General features: G+C 61.8%; 24 protein-coding genes, 1 tRNA gene and 1 pseudogene. 11 read left to right on the top strand and 15 right to left on the bottom strand.

What is annotated here, in order from left to right; genetic code table 11:
* The first annotated feature begins 8 nt into the window (after window positions 1-8).
* From NKH23_RS10645 to NKH23_RS10615, 7 genes are all read left to right on the top strand, one after another.
* A complete protein-coding gene (locus NKH23_RS10645; protein ID WP_352714801.1) occupies window positions 9-1,133 on the top strand; it encodes a glycosyltransferase family 4 protein in 1,125 nt (374 codons plus the stop codon).
* 122 nt (window positions 1,134-1,255) lie between these two features.
* Window positions 1,256-2,791 (top strand): undecaprenyl-phosphate glucose phosphotransferase, encoded by a 1,536-nt coding sequence (locus tag NKH23_RS10640; protein ID WP_352910867.1) that lies wholly within the window; start codon window positions 1,256-1,258, stop codon window positions 2,789-2,791.
* Entirely contained in the window at window positions 2,788-4,077 is a 1,290-nt protein-coding gene (locus NKH23_RS10635; RefSeq protein WP_352714805.1) for an O-antigen ligase family protein, read from the top strand. The genes NKH23_RS10640 and NKH23_RS10635 overlap by 4 nt, the downstream gene beginning before the upstream one ends.
* Window positions 4,078-4,113: 36 nt before the next feature.
* Window positions 4,114-4,190: transfer RNA gene (locus NKH23_RS10630), tRNA-Pro, on the top strand.
* 381 nt (window positions 4,191-4,571) lie between these two features.
* A complete protein-coding gene (locus NKH23_RS10625; protein WP_352714807.1) occupies window positions 4,572-4,841 on the top strand; it encodes a hypothetical protein in 270 nt (89 codons plus the stop codon).
* A 9-nt stretch (window positions 4,842-4,850) separates the two neighbouring features.
* Window positions 4,851-5,048: a hypothetical protein gene (locus NKH23_RS10620; protein ID WP_352910872.1), complete on the top strand. Its 198-nt coding sequence runs from the start codon at window positions 4,851-4,853 to the stop codon at window positions 5,046-5,048.
* Between the two features lie 346 nt (window positions 5,049-5,394).
* On the top strand, window positions 5,395-5,604 hold the full coding sequence (locus NKH23_RS10615) for a hypothetical protein (protein ID WP_352714811.1): 210 nt from the start codon (window positions 5,395-5,397) through the stop codon (window positions 5,602-5,604).
* Here NKH23_RS10615 and NKH23_RS10610 read toward each other — a convergent pair.
* Window positions 5,588-5,886, bottom strand: a pseudogene (locus NKH23_RS10610) (DUF1236 domain-containing protein). The gene NKH23_RS10615 and the pseudogene NKH23_RS10610 overlap by 17 nt on opposite strands.
* Before the next feature lie 499 nt (window positions 5,887-6,385).
* On the opposite strand from NKH23_RS10610, the gene NKH23_RS10605 reads away from it, so the two are divergent.
* On the top strand, window positions 6,386-6,619 hold the full coding sequence (locus NKH23_RS10605; RefSeq protein ID WP_352977401.1) for a hypothetical protein: 234 nt from the start codon (window positions 6,386-6,388) through the stop codon (window positions 6,617-6,619).
* Between the two features lie 153 nt (window positions 6,620-6,772).
* The gene (locus NKH23_RS10600) at window positions 6,773-6,967 is read left to right on the top strand and encodes a hypothetical protein (RefSeq protein WP_352977400.1); all 195 of its coding nucleotides are present in this window, start codon (window positions 6,773-6,775) and stop codon (window positions 6,965-6,967) included.
* 38 nt (window positions 6,968-7,005) lie between these two features.
* On the opposite strand, the gene NKH23_RS10595 is transcribed toward NKH23_RS10600, so the two are convergent.
* The 9 genes from NKH23_RS10595 to NKH23_RS10555 all read right to left on the bottom strand — a co-directional run bounded on the left by NKH23_RS10595 (window position 7,006) and on the right by NKH23_RS10555 (window position 13,216).
* Entirely contained in the window at window positions 7,006-7,464 is a 459-nt protein-coding gene (locus NKH23_RS10595) for a YbaK/EbsC family protein (RefSeq protein ID WP_352449319.1), read from the bottom strand.
* Between the two features lie 119 nt (window positions 7,465-7,583).
* On the bottom strand, window positions 7,584-7,862 hold the full coding sequence (locus NKH23_RS10590; protein ID WP_023674515.1) for a helix-turn-helix domain-containing protein: 279 nt from the start codon (window positions 7,860-7,862) through the stop codon (window positions 7,584-7,586).
* 419 nt (window positions 7,863-8,281) lie between these two features.
* Complete coding sequence (locus NKH23_RS10585; protein ID WP_352714818.1) at window positions 8,282-8,623, bottom strand: hypothetical protein; 342 nt, start codon at window positions 8,621-8,623, stop codon at window positions 8,282-8,284.
* Window positions 8,624-8,697: 74 nt separating this feature from the next.
* Entirely contained in the window at window positions 8,698-9,240 is a 543-nt protein-coding gene (locus NKH23_RS10580) for a MerR family transcriptional regulator (protein ID WP_023674511.1), read from the bottom strand.
* A gap of 243 nt (window positions 9,241-9,483) precedes the next feature.
* A complete protein-coding gene (locus tag NKH23_RS10575) occupies window positions 9,484-9,807 on the bottom strand; it encodes an integration host factor subunit alpha (protein ID WP_023717292.1) in 324 nt (107 codons plus the stop codon).
* 104 nt (window positions 9,808-9,911) lie between these two features.
* Window positions 9,912-10,883, bottom strand: a complete 972-nt coding sequence (locus tag NKH23_RS10570; RefSeq protein ID WP_352714820.1) for a beta-ketoacyl-ACP synthase III — start codon at window positions 10,881-10,883, stop codon at window positions 9,912-9,914.
* A 9-nt stretch (window positions 10,884-10,892) separates the two neighbouring features.
* Window positions 10,893-11,963 carry a phosphate acyltransferase PlsX gene (gene plsX, locus NKH23_RS10565; RefSeq protein WP_352449317.1) on the bottom strand — a complete coding sequence of 357 codons (1,071 nt, stop codon included), beginning with the start codon at window positions 11,961-11,963 and terminating at the stop codon, window positions 10,893-10,895.
* A gap of 123 nt (window positions 11,964-12,086) precedes the next feature.
* The gene (locus NKH23_RS10560; RefSeq protein ID WP_352977399.1) at window positions 12,087-12,635 is read right to left on the bottom strand and encodes a YceD family protein; all 549 of its coding nucleotides are present in this window, start codon (window positions 12,633-12,635) and stop codon (window positions 12,087-12,089) included.
* 41 nt (window positions 12,636-12,676) lie between these two features.
* Window positions 12,677-13,216, bottom strand: coding sequence for a ubiquinol-cytochrome C chaperone family protein (locus NKH23_RS10555; protein WP_352649989.1), 540 nt, complete (start codon window positions 13,214-13,216; stop codon window positions 12,677-12,679).
* A 114-nt stretch (window positions 13,217-13,330) separates the two neighbouring features.
* Between NKH23_RS10555 and NKH23_RS10550 the strand changes: the two genes are divergently transcribed.
* Window positions 13,331-13,864 (top strand): outer membrane protein assembly factor BamE, encoded by a 534-nt coding sequence (locus NKH23_RS10550; protein WP_254817563.1) that lies wholly within the window; start codon window positions 13,331-13,333, stop codon window positions 13,862-13,864.
* 119 nt (window positions 13,865-13,983) lie between these two features.
* On the opposite strand, the gene NKH23_RS10545 is transcribed toward NKH23_RS10550, so the two are convergent.
* Window positions 13,984-16,125: a sodium-translocating pyrophosphatase gene (locus NKH23_RS10545; protein WP_352977398.1), complete on the bottom strand. Its 2,142-nt coding sequence runs from the start codon at window positions 16,123-16,125 to the stop codon at window positions 13,984-13,986.
* Window positions 16,126-16,378: 253 nt separating this feature from the next.
* Window positions 16,379-16,879 carry a DUF2165 family protein gene (locus NKH23_RS10540; RefSeq protein ID WP_352977397.1) on the bottom strand — a complete coding sequence of 167 codons (501 nt, stop codon included), beginning with the start codon at window positions 16,877-16,879 and terminating at the stop codon, window positions 16,379-16,381.
* A 79-nt stretch (window positions 16,880-16,958) separates the two neighbouring features.
* On the opposite strand from NKH23_RS10540, the gene NKH23_RS10535 reads away from it, so the two are divergent.
* Window positions 16,959-17,192: a hypothetical protein gene (locus NKH23_RS10535; RefSeq protein ID WP_352977396.1), complete on the top strand. Its 234-nt coding sequence runs from the start codon at window positions 16,959-16,961 to the stop codon at window positions 17,190-17,192.
* A 25-nt stretch (window positions 17,193-17,217) separates the two neighbouring features.
* On the opposite strand, the gene NKH23_RS10530 is transcribed toward NKH23_RS10535, so the two are convergent.
* Genes NKH23_RS10530 through NKH23_RS10520 form a run of 3 tightly spaced genes read right to left on the bottom strand, consistent with a single transcriptional unit; the run spans window position 17,218 to window position 20,074 of the window.
* On the bottom strand, window positions 17,218-17,967 hold the full coding sequence (locus NKH23_RS10530) for an ABC transporter permease (protein ID WP_352977395.1): 750 nt from the start codon (window positions 17,965-17,967) through the stop codon (window positions 17,218-17,220).
* Complete coding sequence (locus NKH23_RS10525) at window positions 17,964-18,902, bottom strand: ABC transporter ATP-binding protein (protein ID WP_353025842.1); 939 nt, start codon at window positions 18,900-18,902, stop codon at window positions 17,964-17,966. Before NKH23_RS10525 ends, NKH23_RS10530 begins: the two co-directional genes overlap by 4 nt.
* Complete coding sequence (locus NKH23_RS10520) at window positions 18,899-20,074, bottom strand: ABC transporter permease (protein ID WP_353025841.1); 1,176 nt, start codon at window positions 20,072-20,074, stop codon at window positions 18,899-18,901. The genes NKH23_RS10525 and NKH23_RS10520 overlap by 4 nt, the downstream gene beginning before the upstream one ends.
* Window positions 20,075-20,116 lie beyond the last annotated feature (42 nt).

Raw genomic sequence — 20,116 nt, 5'->3', positions numbered from 1 at the left:
CTGACCAAGTGGCGGACACACTCAGGATCGTCCACTGCTTTCGCTCACCGGTCGGAGGCATCTTCCGGCACGTGCGCGACCTGACCGAGGCTCAGGTCGCCGCCGGCCATGCCGTCGGCATCGTCTGCGATTCGACGACTGGGGGCGATTTCGAGGAACGGCTGTTCGAACAGATGAAAGGCAGCCTGGCGCTCGGTATTCACCGCACGCCGATGCAGCGGCATGTCGGGCCGGGCGATCTCGCCTCGGCCCGGCGCACCTATAGGATCATAAAAGAATTGCGGCCGGACGTGCTGCACGGGCATGGCGCCAAAGGTGGCGCCTATGCCCGTCTGTTCGGCTCATTGTTGCGGGTATCCAGGTCTCGCGTAGCCCGCCTTTATTCGCCGCATGGCGGCTCGCTCCACTATGACGAGACCACCGCCATGGGGAAGCTGTTCTTCGCGCTCGAGCGCTTCATGGCTCGCTTCACCGATTGCCTGTTGTTTGTTTCCGATTATGAGCGGCGGACTTATCGCAGGAAGGTCGGCGAGCCGCCCATTCCGAACGCTCTCGTCCACAACGGCCTGCGCGCCGCCGAGTTCGAGCCGGTGCGGACCGAGCACAATGCGGTTGACCTCCTCTATATCGGCATGATGCGAGACCTCAAAGGCCCGGACATCTTCATCGATGCGCTGGGGATAGCCGCAACGGGGCTCGGCCGCCCATTGAAAGCGCTGATGGTCGGCGATGGCGACGACCTGCCGCGCTATCGCGCCCAGGTGAATCAGAGCGGCCTGGACGTCGGTTTCCTGCCGCCGATGCCAGCCCGGCTCGCCTTCGCGCTGGCCAAGCTGGTCGTCGTTCCCTCGCGTGCGGAAGCCATGCCCTACATCGTTCTGGAAGCACTCGCCGCCGGCAAGCCGATCATTGCGACGTCGGTCGGGGGCATACCGGAAATCTTCGACACCGGCTCGCCTTCCCTGATCCGGCCCGACCCACGCGAACTTGGCGACAAGATAAGCACTGCACTGGCCGATCTCGACGCCTACAAGGGCCTGATGCCCGGCGCCGCCAACCTCAAGGCACGCTTCGGCGCCGATGTAATGGCCGCTGAAATCGAAAAAGCTTATTTCGCCGCGCTCAAACAATAGAGCAACTGGTTCCACTCGGCTGCAAAACGCCCTTGGTGAAAGCGTCTCCAAAGCCATCTGTTGTTTCAAGGGTTTCTTAGCTCTCTTTTGCTATTCACGTGAGGGAAACCTACGGACGCCCCATGAACGAAATCGATCCCGCGCGCCGTTTTTCGCTAGACGCGGTGCGCAAATTCGACGCCCCTGCCGAGAACAACACGGCCGGCGGCATGAACGACGTCGCCCGCCAGGTCGCCTCGCAATACCGGCGCGATACGATGTCGCCGATCATGGTGAGCGGCGTCCTGCGCATGGTTGAATTCGCGCTGCTGTTGGTGTCAGGTCTGGCCGTCTATTTCTATTACGTCGGCTTTTTCAACTATCTTGCCTGGCAGTACTCACTGACGATCGCCGCCACCTCGTTCCTCGCGGTCGTTCTGCTCGACGTCACCGACTGCTACCAGATCGTCGCGCTGATGCGGCCGATCGCCAATTTCGGCCGGCTCCTGCTCGTCTGGGCCGGAACCTTCGCCTTGATGGCGCTCACCGCCTTCACCATGAAAATGTCGGAAGACTATTCGCGCCTGCTCTTCGGCACGTGGTTCATCGTCGGTTTCGTGCTGATACTGGGTCTCCGCCTGGTGATGTCGAAGCTGATTCGGCGATGGGCGCGCGACGGGCGGATGGAGCGCCGCGCCGTCATCGTCGGCGGCGGCAAGGCGGCAGAGGTGCTGATCCGCTCGGTCGAAAAGCAGCCCTACAACGACATTCGCATTTGCGGCATCTTCGACGACCGCGGCGACAAGCGGTCGCCGCCGGTTGTCGCCGGTTATCCCAAGCTCGGCACAATTTCCGAACTCATCGAATTTGCCCGCATCGCGCGCATCGACATGCTGATCGTGTCGCTGCCGCTGACCGCGGAATCGCGCGTGCTGCAACTATTGAAGAAGCTGTGGGTGCTGCCGGTCGACATCCGGCTGTCGGCGCATTCGAACGCACTGCAGTTCAGGCCGCGTGCCTATTCCTACATCGGCTCGGTGCCGATGCTCGATATCTTCGACAAGCCGATCAACGACTGGGATTCGGTCGCCAAGCGCGCCTTCGACATTGTCTTTTCGATCATCGGCATCATCGTGTTCTCGCCGGTGATGCTGGCGACCGCAATCGCGATCAAACTCGACAGCAAGGGGCCGGTGCTGTTCCACCAGAAACGACACGGCTTCAACAACGAGATCATCGAGGTCTACAAGTTCCGGTCGATGTACACCGACAAGGCCGACCCGACGGCGAAGCAGACCGTGACCAAGAACGATCCACGCGTCACCCGCGTCGGCCGCTTCATCCGCAAGACCTCGATCGACGAATTGCCGCAGTTCTTCAATTCGCTGTTCGGTTCGCTGTCGCTGGTCGGGCCGCGCCCGCACGCCATTGCCGCGCAGTCGCACAACCTCCTCTACAATGAAGTGGTCGACGGCTATTTCGCCCGCCACAAGGTCAAGCCCGGTGTGACCGGCTGGGCGCAGATCAATGGCTGGCGCGGCGAGATGGACACCAACGAGAAGATTCGCATGCGGACGGAATACGACCTCTATTACATCGAGAACTGGTCGCTCTTGTTCGACCTCAGAATCCTGTTCCTGACGCCGATCCGTCTACTCAATACGGAAAACGCGTATTGAGCGCGACGGCCTACGAATTGCCGGCGGCGGCGGTCAACGCCAAGCTGATCGCACTGATTGCGTCGGGGGCGGTTTTCCTCGGCGTCTTCCTGTCCGGCTTCGTCATTGCCGAGCCCGCGCCGTACGACCTCTATATGATCGGGCTGATCGTGGTGTGGCCCTTGTTCGGCATGCGCATACAGCGCGCGGCGGTGCCGCTGCTGGTGCTGCTGGTTATCATGAACATCGGCGGTATGATCTCGATGACGCAGATGTCGGACCTCGCCGGCACGCCGCTCTATCTAGCCGTCTCGCTGTTCCTGGCCTTCACGGCCGTGTTCTTTGCTTCGGTAACGGCCGTCCAGCCCAGTCTCTACCGGGTGATCTTCGTCGCTTATGTGATGTCGGCGGTGCTGACCTCGCTGGTCGGCATAGCCGGCTATTTCCATGCCTTTCCAGGAGCGGAGATCTTCACCAAATACGACCGCGCCGCCGGCGCCTTCCAGGACCCGAACGTGTTCGGGCCTTTCCTGGTGCTGCCGGGCATCTACCTGCTCTATCTGCTGCTTACCGGCTCGGTCGCGCGCATGCCGCTATTGGCGGTGCCGCTGCTGATCATCACCGCCGGCATCTTCTTTTCCTTTTCGCGCGGCGCCTGGGGCATGTTCGCCGTTTCAGCGATCCTGCTGACCGGTGCCTTGTTCCTGCAGAGCGCCAGCGGCAAGTTCCGGCTGCGCGTCGTCGTCATGACCATCGCCGCCGTCGGACTGCTGGTCATCGCAACGATCGTCATCCTGCAACTGCCGGGCGTCGCGGAGATGTTCTCGAACCGCGCACAGCTCGAACAAAGCTACGACACCGCCCGCCTCGGCCGCTTCGCCCGCTACACGATCGGCTTTCAGATGGCACTGGAGCATCCGTTCGGCATCGGCCCGCTCGTCTTCGGCAAGATGTTCGGCGAGGACACGCACGACATCTGGCTGAAGATGCTGATGGATTACGGCTGGCTCGGCTTCGTGTCGTTCCTGACGCTGACGTGCTGGACGATCGCCGCCGGCTTCCGAATTCTGCTGCGCGACCGGCCCTGGCAGCCTTATCTTCTATGCGCCTACGTCGCCTTCATCGGCAATATCGGGCTCGGCACCTTCATCGACATCGACCACTGGCGCCATGTCTACCTGCTGCTCGGCCTGATCTGGGGTGCCATCGCGCTCGAATACCGCCACCAGTGGCAGTTGCGGGCGGCGCAGCGACCGGCAATCCCCGTTGCTGTTGCTTCAGGCAGGACAGCAACCGAATTCGGTTGACCGGAGCCTGTCTATCACGATACATCGCGACCGGTCCGGAGTGTAGCGCAGCCCGGTAGCGCACTTGACTGGGGGTCAAGGGGTCGTCGGTTCGAATCCGGCCACTCCGACCATTAAAATCCAAAGGCTTAGCCAGTTTCCCCCCAAACTGGCTATGCAGTCAGTAGCCGCATGGCACCGCCCAGCCGATGGGCCGCGGACGCGGTTTTCGGCGGCCTTGATGTTGCGCGGACTGGGCCAGGAGGCGATGGCGCCCGGCTTTCAGACGATCACCGATTGCATGACCGAGGCCGGCTCGACGTGGGGAGATCATGCGGTCCCTCAGTCGGCTGATCGCGGCCGACAAGAGGCGGCCGGCGCCGGCACTTACAATTTTACGCCCAGGTACAAAGATCATATTAGCCAGAGCGAACACAACGATTTCCGCGTTGATGCCGCAACGAAAGCTGCTTGCCCACGTTGCCATTGATCCGAAGCTCCACCAGGAGGACCATATGGCCGACGACAAGAGCACGCGCGACCGAGACCGCCTGGGGTCCAGCCAGGACTATGACTTGGAGCATTTCGCGCGGCAGAATGGCATCGCCGTGGACCAGGTCCCCGAACTGATCCGGGCCAATGACAACGACCGCGCGGGCGTTGCGGAAGCCACCAAGGCCCTCCGGCGGGCGGCCGGCCGGAGCCGATCGGACGGCAAGGGAGATCCGCCAGGAAAGAGCACGAATGCACCTCGGCGAAGCGAAACTGATTGCCAAAAAAGGTGATTGTCACCAATGGGCGAGGACGAGACCGACCGCGAGCGTATCAAGTATCTTCATGCGCGGCTGCTCGCAGATGAGACCGGTATAACGGAGGCGCAGGCCCGCGATCTCATCGAAATGATTGGAATTGACCACGCATCACTCGTGCGCGAGGCACGGATGCTGAAGTCTAGCCAGAAGCCCGCCGAGAAACCGCGCGGTAGTGGCTAGGTAAGCTTTGCCAACCGTCACCCGTCAGCCTGTGTTCCACCTTCAATAAAAAAGGTCCCGCCGCACATGCCAGAACGGCGGGACTCGATCAGGCGCCTTGCATCAGGCAGGGGTGACTCGGGGGTTGGGCATGCCCGGTGCGCGCGGATCGTAATGAACCCTAAGCGCATCAGCTGCAATGCGTCCACCAACCGTCGGTTGGAAAGGACTAGTTCAACGCCGGCGGTTGGCCTGGCCTGAAACTTTTCAGGGCGGCAGCGATGCCCATCATGACGGAGGGGTCAGGAAAGTCGAGCAAGCGCAACGTGCCCGGCCCTCGTTGCTTGCGGGAATGCCGGAAGCATCAATGGCAGCAAGCATGAAGAACCCAACCTGGATGCTGGCGGCATGCGAACGAAACGTGGCAGCTCACTCCGCCGGTTTCCGTGAAGACGCCTGCCGCCAAGATGGCGACGAGCGCATCGTCCGCTACCGCGATTGGCGGCTGAACGCAAACAAGCACGCCGCGTCTTTCGGCACGGCGGGCTTCAGGCAGAAAATCAGTCGTAGATCTTAACAATTTTGCGGGTACCTGGATCCACCAGGACGGTTCGTCCCTCGACGACTACATAGCGGTACTGAACGTCCGGCACTTCGTAAAGCTCGACTGTGTCGGGCAGAGCGGTGCCAATGTTGAGCTCAACACCGGGAAGGCTCAGGATGCTATCGGCTTCTTCTTTACATACTCCCGGATCACCATGTCTTGCTCGGGCTGAATGATGACGTCCTGGGCGGCGGCAGTTCCAATACCTACGAAAAGAAAAATTCCTGTCGCAGCAGATAAGAGTTGCTTTCCCATATAGCAGTCCTCCAGCAAGGCAACCTTCCGCTACAGCGCTTGATGCTCCCGTGCGGGGCTACTTACCTAAACGGGCCAAAGGACTTGTTGTTCCGCTGGCGGTGGGCGAACCCCTCTGCCACGGCCATGAGGCCGCCAACGAACAAGCGCACGCTCAAGGCTTAGTTTCTTCCCGGGGAGGAGCTTTTGGGTCAGGACAATCAGGATAGGGCAATTCTTCACACGGAGAGGGCCTGTCGCCAACGCTGCCATAACGTTCCACGAGTTTTGCGAAACCGTAGGCGAAGGCGAAAAGAAGCGCGAGGACAACCGCTATTCGGACGGCCATACCGTATTGTAGCAGGATCCTCCCATTGGAGCGCGGGCGGCGTTTTTAATACGTTCGAATGTTGAGTTCGAAAAAGGTTGGCTCTAGTTGAATTGCCGTCGTCCGCAGTTGTAAGGGCGAGCGGACGCTTCGAAGATGACACGCCCTTTCGCCTTTTTCGGGAGAGATGCAATGTCGCTTCAAGGAGCTACCTGTCCTGCCGAGCTGACCATGTTGACCAAAGCACTTGATGCCCGATTCCGTGAATTAGGCCTCGCTGACGGCGATCCAGGCAGAGAAGTGCTCGGCCGCAGGGTGATGGATTTGTTCGAAAGTGGTCAGCTCAGCGCCGAAGATTTGAGACTGGCTCTGAGCGGCGAGATTTTTAACGCCAAAAATCCTCCGGCCGGAGCCGGTGGGCTTTGATACGGCAAGCGACTATCCGCGCAACCATTTGAATTATTGGTCCAGCGTAGGCTTCCGTGCACGCAAGGGCGCGCGTGAACAAATGTGATTTTGCGGTCGGTGCCAGACGGGCTAATCTTCCCAACGAATATCCAATGAAAGAGGAGAATGATCATGAAGACATTCCTCGCAATAGCCGCCGCACTGACCATGTCCATATCAGCTGCCTCTGCGGATTGCCCCGCGCATTCAAAGGTCCAGGCATCGGTCGACACGCAGACGAGGACAGCGAGTGTCGAGAAGGCCGATATGTCGACTGCCACGGACGCTCAGACGATCAAGAAAGAAGAGCCACAGAAGACCGAATAGCGGTAACGCTCAGCGGATCCCGCGACCCGGATAAATGGCTACTGGCACACATCCACCCACTCGGCGTCGACGAGTTCGGCCAGGCGTTGCGGGCTGAGCCGCACGGCGGCATTCGTCGCGCCTGCCGCCGGGACGACCTCGTCAAAGGCGCGCAGCGAGATGTCGCAGTAGACCGGGAGCGGCGCCGGTAGGCCGAACGGGCACACCCCACCGACGGGATGATCGGTCGCTGCGAGCACCTGCTCGGCATCCAGCATTCGCGCCTTGCCACCAAACCGGTCCTTGAATTTGCGATTGTCCAGCCTGGAGATCCCGCTGGCCACGATCAGCATCGTCTGGTCGCCGGCGCGCAAGCAGATCGTCTTGGCAATCTGCGCCGGCGCTACGCCATGCGCTTCGGCGGCCAGAGGCACCGTCGCCGAGCTTGCCTCCGTGACGATGACGTCAATGTCGGGCGCGTGGGCGGCGAAGAAGGCGCGAACGGATTCGAGGCTCATCTCCAGCAATTTCCGTCTGGCGTCGCCGTGGCGGCCGGCAAGTCCACTACGTGGCCGAAAAAACGAAGCCCGCCAGGGCGACCCATGGCGAGCTCGTGGAATAAAAGCATGGTACGCCGCTACGACACGGATCGCCTTTTGGCAGGCAACACGGCTTCGTCAAACAGAGCGCTTTCCGGAAGTTGAAGCGCGGAGGCAATACGCCGACGTTTCGAAGGATCGGCATCCTTGCCGCTTTCAATGTCGGCGATCTCATAGGCTGCCAGCCCGCACGCCAGGGACAGCTCTTCGATGCTGTATCCACGGGCTTCCCGGGCGGTTCGGACGGCACTGCGTTCAGGCGTAACCGCGCTCGCCGCCAGTTCGGAGTAAGGTTCGCGTTTTGCTATTTGGGGCATTGGCAACTCCGTGGGATGAAAGAGTTAGATCAAATCATGTTGTTGCCTGAGACGATCGGGAGAATGCCCGCTCGCCGGTGATTTGCCAAGCATCAAAGATAGCGTCACGGCATCGTGAACCGACGCCGGAATGAATGGCGGATGCCGGCGAGCTGACATCTGGCCGGATCGTCAGCAGACACAGTTCGGAAACAAAATTCTACAGGCCGGAAAAACTGCCGAAAAACTCCAAGGCGATAGTCCCAACCGCAGCGCTCGAGTCACCGACCTGAATCAGTGACGCTCAAATTCCGCCTGCGCAAAAAGGAAACGATGTCATGAACAAGCCTCTTCTCTCCGCCCTTGGGCGGCGCTCTTGCCGGGCTTTCCGTGTCGGCGAAAAAGGGCGGCGGTCCGCTGACCACCGCCATTTGCTTATCTCAACGTGCCGATCTTGAACGCCCTCGCGGTGCTTGTTGCTGCCGGCCGCCGAGGAACAGACTGGCGACCAGCCCGACCAGAACCAGCCCGACAGCGGCCGCCGTCGCCGGGTGATCTCGGGCGGTCTTCTCGATCGCCCGGCCTTGCCTTCTGATTGTCGGCAAGGCGTCGCCGAGGCGCTCAGTGATATCCGAATAATAATCCGACGCGGTATCGCGCCCGTCTTCGTAAAAGGCGCCGCCCTGCTTCAACACGGCTTTCTTCAAGGTGGCCAGTTCCCTGGTCAAGGCCGCGACCTGCTTGTTCAGATCGGTGTCGGAGATGCTCGAAAGCGATGCCATGACGTGCTTCCTTCAGCTGTAGAAGGAAGCCTAACGCATGACCCTGAAGACCGTTCCGGTCAGCCCGGCGGGCTCTAGCGAACCTGATCGAGTAGGCGCTTGCATTCAAGGAGGTCGAACAGCGCCTCCTGCAGCAAAGCGCGATTGTCACGGGAAAGTTTTGACGTGTCCGGCGGAACCGGACCTTCCTCGTCGGTCTTGCCGATGCCGAAAAAACGACGGCTGGGTTTCACCCTCGGCTGGCCGACCAGCATTTCGTCGTCCGGGCCGCGCGGCTGCGCCGCTTGCGTCAGCGGTACCGTGTCAGCCTGTCGGCGCTGCGAGATCGCCTCGACCGCCGCCATGTCGCCACTGCCGACGGCGATCAGAAACTGGTTGCCGTTCTCGCGCAACAGCTTCTGCACCCCCTTGATCGTATAGCCCTGATCGTAGAGCATATGGCGAATACCCTTGATCAGTTCGACGTCCTGCGGACGGTAGTAGCGGCGGCCGCCGCCGCGCTTCATCGGCTTGATCTGGTTGAAACGCGTCTCCCAGAAGCGCAGCACGTGCTGCGGCAAATCCAGATCCTCCGCGACCTCGCTGATGGTGCGGAAAGCATCAGGGCTCTTGTCCATGGGCGAATCCTCACGCTAGAGCATGATCGCGAAGGCGGGAACCGGGTTCGGGCGACATCACGCTTAACAAAGAGAGCAGCTTTCCGTCCCGCCGGAGCGGATCACACCCAAATACCGATCCGGCCTACCGAATCGCATCTTATTTCAGCGGTTTATGAAACAATATTCAAGCCCAGCGCAAAAGCAGGGTTCGTTTTTCAACCGAAGCCTGGAGCATGATTCTCGGCAAAGTGGATCGGGCGTCTACTTGCTGCCCTTGGCTTTGCTGTTTTGATGGGAGCGCAGGATACGGTTCTTCAGCACGTTCGACGACTTGAAGGTCATCACCCGGCGCGGCAGGATCGGCACTTCCTCACCGGTCTTGGGATTGCGCCCGATGCGCTCGTTTTTGGAGCGGACGTGGAAGGTCGCGAAGGACGACAGCTTCACCGTCTCGCCGCGAACGATCGCCTCGCAGATCTCATTCAGCACCGCCTCGACAAGCTCGGCCGATTCAGTACGCGACAGCCCAACCTTGCGGTAAACGGCTTCGGCGAGGTCGGCGCGCGTAAGTGTCTTTCCCCCCATACGAACCGTCCCATCAGCTCAAAAACATAAATCGATACAAGCAACGGCAGAACCTAAGTAATTGATCCGTCAAGGTCAAGGACCCGAACCCGATAGTTCGGCACTTACCAGCGGAGCAGGACGGCGCCCCAGGTGAAGCCGCCGCCCATCGCCTCAAGCAGTACTAGGTCACCCTTTTTGATGCGACCGTCGGCGACGGCCGCGGACAGTGCCAGCGGCACGGAAGCAGCCGAGGTATTACCGTGCAAATCGACGGTCACCACCACCTTCCGCTCCTCTATCCCGAGCTTTTTGGCCGAAGCGTCAATAATTCGTTTATTGGCTTGATGCGGCACGAACCAGTCGAGATCGGCGGCGCTGACGCCGGCCTGTGCGAACGTCGCCTCGATGACGTCGGTGATCATGCCAACCGCATGCTTGAACACTTCGCGGCCTTCCATCCTGAGGTGCCCGACCGTTCCTGTGGTCGACGGCCCACCGTCGACGAAAAGCTTGTCCTTGTGGATGCCGTCGGAGCGCAGGCTGGCCGCCAGAACGCCTCGGTCGGCGATGCCGCCTGCCCCCGTGCCTGCTTCCAGCACCATCGCGCCGGCGCCGTCGCCGAACAAAACGCAGGTCGAGCGGTCGTTCCAGTCGAGAATGCGCGAAAACGTTTCCGAGCCGATCACCAGCACGCGTCTGGCCAAGCCGCTGCGGATATAGAGGTCGGCGGTCGTCACTGCATAGACGAAGCCGGAGCAGACCGCCTGCAGGTCGAAGGCAAAACCGTGGTGCATGCCGAGCCGGTTCTGGATCTCGACCGCGGTCGCGGGAAAGGTGTTGTTGGGCGTCGAGGTCGCCAGCACGATCAGGTCGATGTCGTCAGCCGTCAGGCCGGCGTTGTCGAGGGCTGCGCGCGCTGCCGCCTCGCCCAGCGAGGCCGTCGTCTCGTCGTCGGCCGCGATGTGGCGCTGGCGAATACCGGTGCGCTGGACGATCCACTCGTCCGACGTCTCGACCATGCCTTCGAAATCGGCATTCTTCATAATGCGGCGGGGCAGCGCGGCGCCCGTGCCGCGCACGACTGATCTGATCAATGCTCTTTCCTATTCCTTTGCGTCGATGACGACGTCGGATTTCCGGATTGTCTGGGCATTCGGATTGCGGGCATGGAACAGGTCGAGATCGGCTTCGATGCGGTCAAGCAGATTGTTACGCACCATGTCGTAGCCAAGCTCGATCGCCGCCGCGAAGCCATCCGAATCAGCCCCGCCATGGCTTTTCACCACGATGCCGTTCAACCCGAGGAAGACGCCGCCATTGGAGCGGCCGACATCCATCTTCTCGCGCAGACGATCGAAGGCGGTCTTGGCAAAGATATAGCCGATCCTGGCCATCAGCGTCCGGTTCATCGCCGCGCGCAGATAGCCGGCGATCTGCCTGACCGTGCCTTCCGCCGTCTTGAGCGCGATATTGCCGGCAAATCCTTCGGTAACGACGACGTCGACACTGCCCTTGCCGATGTCGTCACCCTCGACAAAGCCATGGTAGTTCATCGAGGCCATGTTGGCCTCGCGCAGCATACGGCCCGCCTCCTTGACCTCTTCCTGGCCCTTGATCTCCTCGACGCCGACATTGAGCAGCCCGACGCTCGGCCGTTCGATGCCGAAAACCGAGCGCGCCATGCCGGTGCCAAGAATTGCAAAATCAACCAGTTGATGCGCATCCGCGCCGATGGTGGCGCCGACGTCCAGCACCACGCTTTCGCCCCGCAATGTCGGCCAGAGCGCCGCGATTGCCGGGCGGTCTATGGTCGCCATGGTGCGAAGGCAGAATCTGGACATTGCCATCAGCGCGCCGGTATTGCCGGCTGAGATGCAGGCGTCGGCAGTGCCTGCCTTGACCGCCTCGACGGCCTTCCACATCGATGACTTCCAGCGGCCATGGCGCAGTGCCTGGCTCGGCTTGTCGTCCATCCGGACCGCGATCTCGCAGTGGATGAACTCGCTCACCTCCGCCAGCTTGGGGAATTTGGCGAGTTCGGGCCGTACCACTTCTTCACGCCCATAAATGACGAAGCGTATATCGGGACGGCGGGTGGCGACAGTCATGAGCGCCGGGATGACCACGCTTGGCCCGTGATCGCCGCCCATGGCATCGATGGAAATCCTGATCACGCGGTGTTCATCTCACGGTTGCTTGGCCAGCGGGCTTGCCAAGGTACGGGGCTCGCGAAGGTTCGGCGAAAATAACGGTTTTGGGCTGCCGCACAACCAACTTTTCTCAAATTGGGTCAGCTATCAGGATTTTCCCAGCAGTGATCTGAGCTTCTGCTGGAATTCATTCTCCACAGGCTCGGCATCGCCGGCTGCCTCCAGAGACACACCGGGCTTGCGCGGATAGGGATCGATCGCCAAGCCAAAGAACTGCTCGGCAAGCGCCCCGACGTCGATCGCGTCGCCGGAAAAGGTTTCCGGGCTGTCCGGCCCTTCGGCGTCGAGCAGGATCTCACCGCCGCCGTCGAAACCTTGCCGCCCGAGCTTGGATTGCTCCGGCAGGAACAGCGCCTCGACCGGCTCGTCGATATGCGCCTCGACCGGGTCGAGGGTGACGATGCAGGCCTGCGTTATATCGGCCTCGACATGGCCGCTGACTTTCACCCCGTTGCGCTTCCAGGGCTCGACCAGGAGTTCGGCGCGATAGTTCTCGACCGAAAGCAGCTCGTGCTCGACGGCGAGCAGGGCGCGCTGCCCGGCGTCGGCATCGATCACCACCGGCAGCCCCTTTTGCGGCAGCCGGGCGACATTTGCCCGGAATGACACTGGGCTGTGGGTATCAGGATGTCTCATCTTCGCCTCCACTTCGCCACCTTCATTCGGCCTGCCGTCGCTCAAGCGTTGGCCACGGGAAATGCCACCGTGCCGGAAACAATAGATTCGGTCGGCTGTTCCGTGAGTTGCCTTGATGCATCGGCGGCATAGAGTGCCAGTTGCGACGCTTGCGGCCAGGCGCCGGCGTCGGGCCTGACATTGCGGGCAAGGGCGGCGGCAAGTGCATCATGGTCATTTCGTTGCAGCGCATCGTCATAGGCGGCGGTGCGGCCATAGAACATCTTCGCCAGTTTCCGCATGCGCTTCGGCACGCCGACGTCGCCAATGCCCAATTCCCGCAACGAATGTTCGACATCCATGAAGAACTCGTCGATCAGCACCTGCGCAACCTCTGCCGCAGCACCGCCCTCGCCGCGCAACCGGTGCTGGAACAGGAACATGTGCAACGACAGCATCTCAAAGCGGCCGAGCGGCGTGTCCGGCACGTTCCAGGCGGAATAAAACACCGTTTGCCGCGCCGCCGCCACGATTTGTGCGTAAAGCGCCTCGGTGATGGCGCGGTTGGCATGACGTTCGCGGCCAAAGAGGCGCTGGAACATTTGAGGGTGGTCTCCCGGGACCGTTTGTTGAAGTGGCCTTGTTGCATCGGCAAGCAAGCTGGTTTACCGGTTTTGCGGCCCAGCGCAAGTTGCGGCCAGCTTATGGAGTTGTAGTTGCGCGCGCTGAAATTCAAGTCGACTTTCCTGCCCAGGCCCGCCGGTGCGGTTTCGCTGCTGGTGATCGCCGCGGCGCTTTCCGCCTGCAATTCGTCCAAGATGATCGGCGATCTCAATCCGAGCGAGACGCTGACGCAGGGCTACGTCATTGACCAGCAGGCGATCGACCTGGTGCCGGTCGGCTCAAGTCGCGAACAGGTGCTGCTGGCGCTCGGCACTCCCTCGACGAAGGCGACCTTCGACAACGAGGCCTTTTATTACATTTCGCAGACGCGCAAGCGCTATGTCGCCTTCGACAAACCGCGGCTGGTCGATCAGCATGTGCTGGCGGTCTATTTTGGCGATGACGGGCGCGTCACCCAGATCGCCAATTACGGCCTGAAGGACGGCAAGGTGTTCGACTTCATCTCGCGCACCACGCCGACCGGCGGCAAGGACCAGAACTTCCTCAGCCAGATCATCAGTGGCGCCAGCAAGCTGGCGCCTGGTGTTCCGGGCGCCAGCGGCGGCAGCACGCTCGGCGGCACCTGATCCACCCCGGCGGTATCGGCTTTTGTTCCTCTCGCTTCCCTGTAAGCGGCACATCTTAGGCAATGAAAAACCCGCGGGAGCGATCCCGCGGGTTTTGTCTTGAGTCGTAGCGGCTGAGCTTAGCCGTGCGCGAGAACGGCCAGCAACAGCAGCGCGACGATATTGGTGATCTTGATCGCCGGGTTGACCGCCGGCCCAGCAGTATCCTTGTAGGGATCACCCACCGTGTCGCCGGTCACCGAGGCCTTGTGCGCTTCGGAGCCCTTGAGGTGCTTGAGGCCGTCCTTGTCGACGAAACCGTCTTCGAACGACTTCTTGGCGTTGTCCCAGGCACCGCCGCCGGAGGTCATCGAGATGGCAACGAACAGGCCGTTGACGATGACGCCGAGCAACGAGGCGCCGAGCGCGGCAAAGGCGGATGCCTTCGAACCGGAGATCAGGAGGACGCCGAAATAGACCACCAGCGGCGCCAGCACCGGCAGCAATGACGGAACGATCATCTCCCGGATCGCTGCCTTGGTCAGAAGGTCGACGGCGCGCGCATAGTTCGGCTTCGAGGTGCCGGCCATGATGCCCGGATCCTCGCGGAACTGCTTGCGCACCTCCTGGACGATAGCACCCGCGGCGCGGCCGACGGCGGTCATGGCGATGCCGCCGAACAGATACGGGATCAGGCCACCGAAGATCAGGCCGGCGACGACGTAAGGATTGGAGAGGTCGAAGGAGACGTCGCCCATGCCCTGGAAGTAGGGGTATTTGTCGCCATTGGCGGCAAAGAACTTGAGGTCGTTGGAGTAGGCCGCGAACAGCACCAGCGCGCCGAGACCGGCCGAACCGATGGCGTAGCCCTTGGTTACCGCTTTGGTGGTGTTGCCGACCGCGTCGAGCGCGTCGGTGGACTGGCGCACTTCCTTTGGCAGGCCGGCCATTTCGGCAATGCCGCCGGCATTGTCGGTGACCGGGCCGAAGGCGTCGAGCGCGACGATCATGCCGGCGAGGCCAAGCATCGTCGTCACCGCGATCGCCGTGCCGTAGAGGCCGGCAAGCTGGTATGTCGAGATGATGCCGCCGACGATGACGATCGCCGGCAACGCCGTCGATTCCAGCGAGACCGCTAGGCCCTGGATGACGTTGGTGCCGTGACCGGTGACCGAGGCCTGGGCGATCGAGTTCACCGGGCGCTTGTTGGTGCCGGTATAATATTCGGTGATCACCACGATCAGGCCGGTTACCAAAAGGCCGACCAGGCCGCAGATGAACAGGTTCGTGCCGGTGATGGCCATGCCGGCGACGGTGCCGATCTCCCCCCAGCCGATACATGCCGAAGTGGCTACGGCAAGGCCGACAATCGACAGCAGGCCGGTGACGATCAGGCCCTTGTAGAGCGCGCCCATGATCGAGCCGCTGGAACCGAGCTTGACGAAGAAGGTGCCGACGATCGAGGTGAGGATGCAGGCGCCGCAGATGGCCAGCGGATAGAGCATGGCCGAGCTGAGAACGGCGGTGCCACCGAAGAAGATGGAGGCGAGGACCATGGTGGCGACCACGGTCACCGCATAGGTCTCGAACAGGTCGGCGGCCATGCCGGCGCAATCGCCGACATTGTCGCCGACATTGTCGGCAATGGTCGCCGGATTGCGTGGATCGTCTTCGGGAATGCCGGCTTCAACCTTGCCGACGAGATCCCCGCCGACGTCGGCGCCTTTTGTGAAGATGCCGCCGCCAAGACGGGCGAAGATCGAGATCAGCGAGGCGCCGAAGCCGAGCGAAACAAGCGAGTCGATGACGACGCGATCGTTTGGCTGCAGTCCCATGAACTGGGTCAGGATCAGGTAGTAGATCGAGACGCCGAGCAGGGCCAGGCCAGCAACCAGCATGCCAGTGATGGCGCCCGACTTGAAGGCGATCTCGAGGCCGGCAGCGAGGCTGTTGGAAGCTGCCTGCGCGGTGCGCACATTGGCGCGCACCGAGACGTGCATGCCGATGAAGCCAGCGGCACCCGATAGAACGGCGCCGATCAGGAAGCCGATGGCGGCGGTGATCGAAAGCAGCCACCAGGCGAGCAGCAGGACCACAACGCCGACCATGGCGATGGTGGTGTACTGGCGCGCCAGATAAGCCTGAGCGCCTTCGCGGATGGCTGCGGAAATTTCCTGCATGCGTGCATTGCCCTGATCGGCCGCGAGGACCGAACGTGTCGCCCAGATGGCGTAAAGGACTGAAAGCAGACCGCAGGCGATGACAGCTGAAATTATGGTCATTGCCGAATTTTCCTCGATTGGTGGCCCAAAAGAACCCCTCCCCGGGCCGTTGAGACAGGGGACGAATTTTCCGCAACCGGAATCCGTCCCTTCGCAGCGGCTTATGCGAAACAGGGCTCGGAACGTCAAGATATTGTTCGGTTCTTGTCCGGCTTTCGCCCAAAAGATCTCGGGTTTCGTCCAAAAGGCTGGACGGCAGTACGCCTGTCGACACTGCCATCCGGTTAGATCGATTGAAATCGGCGAACGGCCGTCAGGCTTTGCGCGGGTCGCCGTCCGGCTGGATGACGAAGACCAGCACCACCAGCATGGTCATGTAGAATTTGAACGCCGCCTCCTGACCATTCCATGTTGAAGACTGCCACATGGCGAACCACTCGCCGCCAACGACCATGAAGCCGAAATACCAAACGAGGAAGCCCATGGTGGCGGCAATGATGGCGAACTTCTTGGCATCGTTGAAAGCCTGTCCGCTGGCGTTGCGCGCCTGCCAGAGTTGCCAGGCGGCGATCAGGTAGAGCAGACAGGTCAGCGCCTCGCCAATAATGATCAGCCAGTAGCCTGCCGTCCACAAGGCCGGGCTGGTGATCGAGCGGTACATCAGCGCATTGCCGGGAAAGGTCGTGTCCATGCTCAGCACATGCTGGACAGAGGCGAAGTTTGAGCCGTAGTCGGTGATGTTGCCGAAGGCGACGAGGAAGGCGAAAGCCGCCAGACACAAACACATGACGATCTTGGAGAAACGCGCGGTCATGGCAAGAACTCCTGCTGAAAGATCGGGGCATCGCACTCATCAATCGCCGAGTCCCGAAGATCGCGCAACGGGTGGGCCAGTGATCATCGTGCTCACAGCCATTGCGAGACATTATGCCGGCAAGCAAGACATTGCCGAGACTGTCGAAGCCCTCGATCTCGACAGTGATTGCGCTGTGGGCGACTTGGTCTCTGTGGTTAGAGCCGGCACACAGCATGATTTCGCCATCATCCGCCGCCGCTGGGTCGCCAGCGAGACGGGCGCCACGCTCGAACTGACGCTCGACCATCCAGCGCGTTCAACGGGCCGCTGAAAGAAACGAACTTCGCCCCGAGAGGTTACTCGGCCTCGCGTCCCATGCGCCGAGCCGTGTAGCGCTCGACCGCTGACAGCCCATCATAGATCAGCACGGCAAGGACTGCGACGATCAGGCCGCCCTGCAGGATGAAGGCGAGGTTGTTCGACAGCAGGCCGGCGATGATCACCTCGCCCAATGTCCTCGCCGCCACCGTCGAGCCGATGGTCGCAGTGGCGAGGCTGATCACCACCGACAGCCGGATACCGCCGAGAATGATCGGCGCGCTGAGCGGCAGTTCGACCTTGACCAGCCTTTGCCAGCCAGTCATGCCAGCGCCACGCGCCGCCTCGACGACGTTGGCCGGCAGCGTCGTCAGGCCGGTCAGCGTGTTCTCAAAGATCGGCAGCAAGCCATAGAGAAACAGCGCAATCAGCGTCGGCTTTTCGCCGAAGCCAACCGCTGGCACGGCAAGCGCCAGTACCGCCACCGGCGGAAAGGTCTGGCCTATATTGACCAGGCTGCGCGACAGCGGCAGGAATTCGGCGCCGGCTGGCCTGGTGACCAGGATGGCGAGCGCGACCGCAACGATTGTCGCGGCAACCGTTGCTATCAGCACGGTCCGCAGATGCAGCAGCGTTAGCGTCAACAGGCTGCCCTGATTGTAGATTACCGGCGCATTGTTCTCGGTCAGCGGCTTCAGCAGCGGTTCGAACCAGCCGGGATTGGTGACGAAGGCAATAAGCACCACCACCAGGGCAAGCCTGAGCAGCGAGGGAAGCCAAGCCTTCATGCCGGCCTCGCCGCTCGCTTAACCAGCCCGTCCACCGTGACGCGGCCAAGCGGCTTGCCGTCGGTATCTTTCACCGGCAGCGCCGGGCGGGCCGACCACAGGAGTTCGGCGAGCGCGTCGCGCTGGCTGGCATCACCGGGGATCGCCTCGCCTTCGGCGGTGCCTTTTTCCACCGCGTCGCGGACCCGGCCAAGCGACAACAGCCGGAACGGTTTTTCGCTGGCGCCTACCAGGGTTTCGACAAACGCGCTGGCCGGTTTTGCCAGTATCTCGGCCGGCCCGGCATATTGCACCACTTTGCCGCCATCCATCACCGCGATCTTGTCGCCCATGTGAACAGCCTCTTCCATGTCATGGGTGACAAGGATGATGGTGGTGCCGAAGCGCTTCTGGATCGCCAGCAGATCCTCCTGCGCCTTGTTGCGGATGATCGGATCGAGCGCGCCGAACGGCTCATCCATCAACAGCACGTTGGGTTCCGCGGCAAGCGCGCGGGCGACGCCGACGCGCTGCTGCTGACCGCCGGAAAGCTCATGCGGATAGCGTGGCCCGTAGGCTTCGGGGTCGAGTTGGTAGAGCGTCATCAGCTCGTCGACGCGGGCCTTGATGCGGTTGGCATCCCAGCCAAGCAATACCGGCACAGTGGCGATATTCTGCGCCACCGTGCGATGCGGAAACAGACCGTGGCCCTGGATGGCATAGCCGATGCTGCGACGCAGCTCATAATCCGGTACCGAGCGGTTGTCGACGCCGTCGAGCTTGATCACGCCCGATGTCGGCTCGACCAGCCGGTTGATCATGCGAAGCAGCGTCGTCTTGCCGGAGCCGGAGGTGCCGACGATGACGGCGATGCTGCGCGGCTCGATTACTATCGACACGTCGTCGACAACTGTCGTCTCGCCGTAGCGCTTGGTGATGCCTTCGATCTCGATCATGCCGTTTCAACCCTGCGCTTGCTGGCGGTCAGTTCGATCAACGCATCGAGGATGATGGCGGCGGCGAAGGCCAGCGCCACCGTGGGCACGGCACCGAGCAGCACCAGGTCCATCGCCGTCTGGCCGACGCCCTGGAACACGAACACGCCAAAGCCGCCGCCGCCGATCAACGCGGCAATCGTGGCGAGGCCGATATTCTGTACCAGCACGATGCGGATGCCGGTGAGGATCACCGGGAAGGCCAGAGGAAACTCGACGCCGAACAGCCGCTGGCGGTCGGTCATGCCCATGCCGCGCGCTGCGTCGTTGGCGGCACGCGGCACACCGGCAAGGCCGACCACGGTGTTGGCCACAACCGGCAGCAGCGAATAGAGGAACAGGGCGACGAAAGCCGGCGCCGTGCCGATGCCGCGAATGCCGAGCGCGGCAGCTCCCGGCACATGCGAAGCAACCCAGCCGAGCGGTGCTATCAAGAGGCCGAACAGAGCGATCGAAGGAATGGTCTGAATGATGTTCAGCACGTTGAGCACGCCGGCCCGCAATTTCTCGACGCGGTGGCAGAGGATGCCGAGCGGCAGGCCGATAATCACTGCTGCCGCCAGCGAACCCAGCGCCAGCGTCACGTGCTTGGAGCCTTCCGCCCAAAAACTATCGGCGCGATTGAGATATTCCTTGAGGATCGACAGGCTGTTCCAGCTCCCCGAGACCAGCAGCAGGCCGATCGCCGCTGCGGCGACAACAAGCACGCCGACCCGTGCCTGCGGCGACAGGTTCAGCCTTGTAAGCACGTCGGCGAGCAGAAGCGTAAAGGCGAAGATAAGCAGCCAGAAGCCCGAAGCCGGCGAGATACGGGCGAAGGTGTTGCCGGCGGGCGTCAGGAAGCTGCCGGCAACGCCGATCAGCAGCGTCAGCGCCGCAAGTGCAACCACACTGGCGGCGAGGCGCAGAGCAAGCGGCGTTTTCAGCAATGCAATGAGCGCCGCTGCGACAACAATCGCCATCAATAGCGGACCGACCGCCGCAGGCAAAGATTCGAGGATCGAGCGCGCCTCGCCGGGTACGATGCGATTGGCGCGGAACGTGGCGAATGGTGCCGCAAAAGCCGCATAGGCCGATATCGCCGCGATGACCACGCCGAGCTTGTCGAACCGGATGCGCACGCCCTCCCCCATCGGCCGATCCGGCGCACCTCGAAAGCGGCGCGCCGGAATCGC

The organism is Mesorhizobium sp. M1328, assembly GCF_040318075.1.
Classification (GTDB): Bacteria; Pseudomonadota; Alphaproteobacteria; order Rhizobiales; family Rhizobiaceae; genus Mesorhizobium.
Note: the sequence above shows the minus strand (reverse complement) of the source record. Positions and strands in the feature narration are given on the sequence as shown.

What these genes read in the sequence shown, in the direction of transcription:
- NKH23_RS10640 (WP_352910867.1), top strand. Translation starts at nt 1,256, where the DNA reads ATGAACGAAATCGATCCCGCGCGCCGTTTTTCGCTAGACGCGGTGCGC.
- NKH23_RS10625 (WP_352714807.1), top strand. Translation starts at nt 4,572, where the DNA reads ATGGCCGACGACAAGAGCACGCGCGACCGAGACCGCCTGGGGTCCAGC.
- NKH23_RS10620 (WP_352910872.1), top strand. Translation starts at nt 4,851, where the DNA reads ATGGGCGAGGACGAGACCGACCGCGAGCGTATCAAGTATCTTCATGCG.
- NKH23_RS10615 (WP_352714811.1), top strand. Translation starts at nt 5,395, where the DNA reads ATGGCAGCAAGCATGAAGAACCCAACCTGGATGCTGGCGGCATGCGAA.
- NKH23_RS10605 (WP_352977401.1), top strand. Translation starts at nt 6,386, where the DNA reads ATGTCGCTTCAAGGAGCTACCTGTCCTGCCGAGCTGACCATGTTGACC.
- NKH23_RS10600 (WP_352977400.1), top strand. Translation starts at nt 6,773, where the DNA reads ATGAAGACATTCCTCGCAATAGCCGCCGCACTGACCATGTCCATATCA.
- NKH23_RS10595 (WP_352449319.1), bottom strand. Translation starts at nt 7,464, where the DNA reads ATGAGCCTCGAATCCGTTCGCGCCTTCTTCGCCGCCCACGCGCCCGAC.
- NKH23_RS10590 (WP_023674515.1), bottom strand. Translation starts at nt 7,862, where the DNA reads ATGCCCCAAATAGCAAAACGCGAACCTTACTCCGAACTGGCGGCGAGC.
- NKH23_RS10585 (WP_352714818.1), bottom strand. Translation starts at nt 8,623, where the DNA reads ATGGCATCGCTTTCGAGCATCTCCGACACCGATCTGAACAAGCAGGTC.
- NKH23_RS10580 (WP_023674511.1), bottom strand. Translation starts at nt 9,240, where the DNA reads ATGGACAAGAGCCCTGATGCTTTCCGCACCATCAGCGAGGTCGCGGAG.
- NKH23_RS10575 (WP_023717292.1), bottom strand. Translation starts at nt 9,807, where the DNA reads ATGGGGGGAAAGACACTTACGCGCGCCGACCTCGCCGAAGCCGTTTAC.
- NKH23_RS10560 (WP_352977399.1), bottom strand. Translation starts at nt 12,635, where the DNA reads ATGAGACATCCTGATACCCACAGCCCAGTGTCATTCCGGGCAAATGTC.
- NKH23_RS10555 (WP_352649989.1), bottom strand. Translation starts at nt 13,216, where the DNA reads ATGTTCCAGCGCCTCTTTGGCCGCGAACGTCATGCCAACCGCGCCATC.
- NKH23_RS10545 (WP_352977398.1), bottom strand. Translation starts at nt 16,125, where the DNA reads ATGACCATAATTTCAGCTGTCATCGCCTGCGGTCTGCTTTCAGTCCTT.
- NKH23_RS10540 (WP_352977397.1), bottom strand. Translation starts at nt 16,879, where the DNA reads ATGACCGCGCGTTTCTCCAAGATCGTCATGTGTTTGTGTCTGGCGGCT.
- NKH23_RS10530 (WP_352977395.1), bottom strand. Translation starts at nt 17,967, where the DNA reads ATGAAGGCTTGGCTTCCCTCGCTGCTCAGGCTTGCCCTGGTGGTGGTG.
- NKH23_RS10525 (WP_353025842.1), bottom strand. Translation starts at nt 18,902, where the DNA reads ATGATCGAGATCGAAGGCATCACCAAGCGCTACGGCGAGACGACAGTT.
- NKH23_RS10520 (WP_353025841.1), bottom strand. Translation starts at nt 20,074, where the DNA reads ATGGGGGAGGGCGTGCGCATCCGGTTCGACAAGCTCGGCGTGGTCATC.